Source organism: Streptomyces sp. M-16 (assembly GCF_052114405.1).
Classification (GTDB): Bacteria; Actinomycetota; Actinomycetes; order Streptomycetales; family Streptomycetaceae; genus Streptomyces.
The window spans coordinates 1-675 of sequence record NZ_JBFRER010000315.1; the positions used below are offsets into that span (position 1 = coordinate 1).

The 675-nt window shown below is 70.8% G+C and carries 2 protein-coding genes; both read left to right on the top strand.

Annotation, left to right across the window (positions count from 1 at the left end):
• Nucleotides 1-452: adenylyl-sulfate kinase (gene cysC / locus AB4039_RS42315; RefSeq protein WP_442273320.1), on the top strand; the 452-nt coding region annotated here is incomplete at its 5' end.
• Nucleotides 449-675 (top strand): phosphoadenosine phosphosulfate reductase domain-containing protein (locus tag AB4039_RS42320; RefSeq protein WP_442273321.1); only part of this gene is annotated, 227 nt, incomplete at its 3' end. The genes cysC and AB4039_RS42320, both read left to right, overlap by 4 nt.

The following is a 675-nucleotide window of genomic DNA, read 5'->3' on the forward strand; positions in this document are numbered from 1 at the left end:
ACGCCGGGGGGCACCGGGTGGAGGTCCTGGACGGGGACGAGATCCGCGAGTTCCTCTCCGCGGGCCTCGGTTTCGGCCGTGAGGACCGGCACACCAACGTCCAGCGGATCGGTTTCGTCGCCGAGCTCCTGGCGAGCAACGGCGTCAAGGCCCTGGTACCGGTGATCGCGCCGTTCGCCGACAGCCGCGAGGCCGTCCGCGAGCGGCACGCCGCCGCGGGCACCACGTACCTGGAGGTCCACGTGGCCACCCCGGTCGAGGTGTGCTCGGAGCGGGACGTGAAGGGCCTGTACGCCAAGCAGGCCGCGGGCGAGATCTCCGGTCTGACCGGCGTCGACGACCCGTACGAGGCACCGCACACCCCGGACCTGCGCATCGAGTCGCACCACCAGACCGTGCAGGAGTCGGCTTCGGCCCTGCACGCACTGCTCACCGAGAGGGGTCTGGCATGACCACCGCCGCGCACCCGCACACCGAGTCCGGTTCCGACGCGCCCTACGCGCTGTCGCACCTCGACGCCCTCGAATCCGAGGCGGTGCACATCTTCCGTGAGGTGGCGGGCGAGTTCGAGAAGCCGGTGATCCTGTTCTCCGGCGGCAAGGACTCCATCGTCATGCTGCACCTGGCGCTGAAGGCCTTCGCGCCCGCGCCGGTCCCCTTCACGCTGCTGCACGT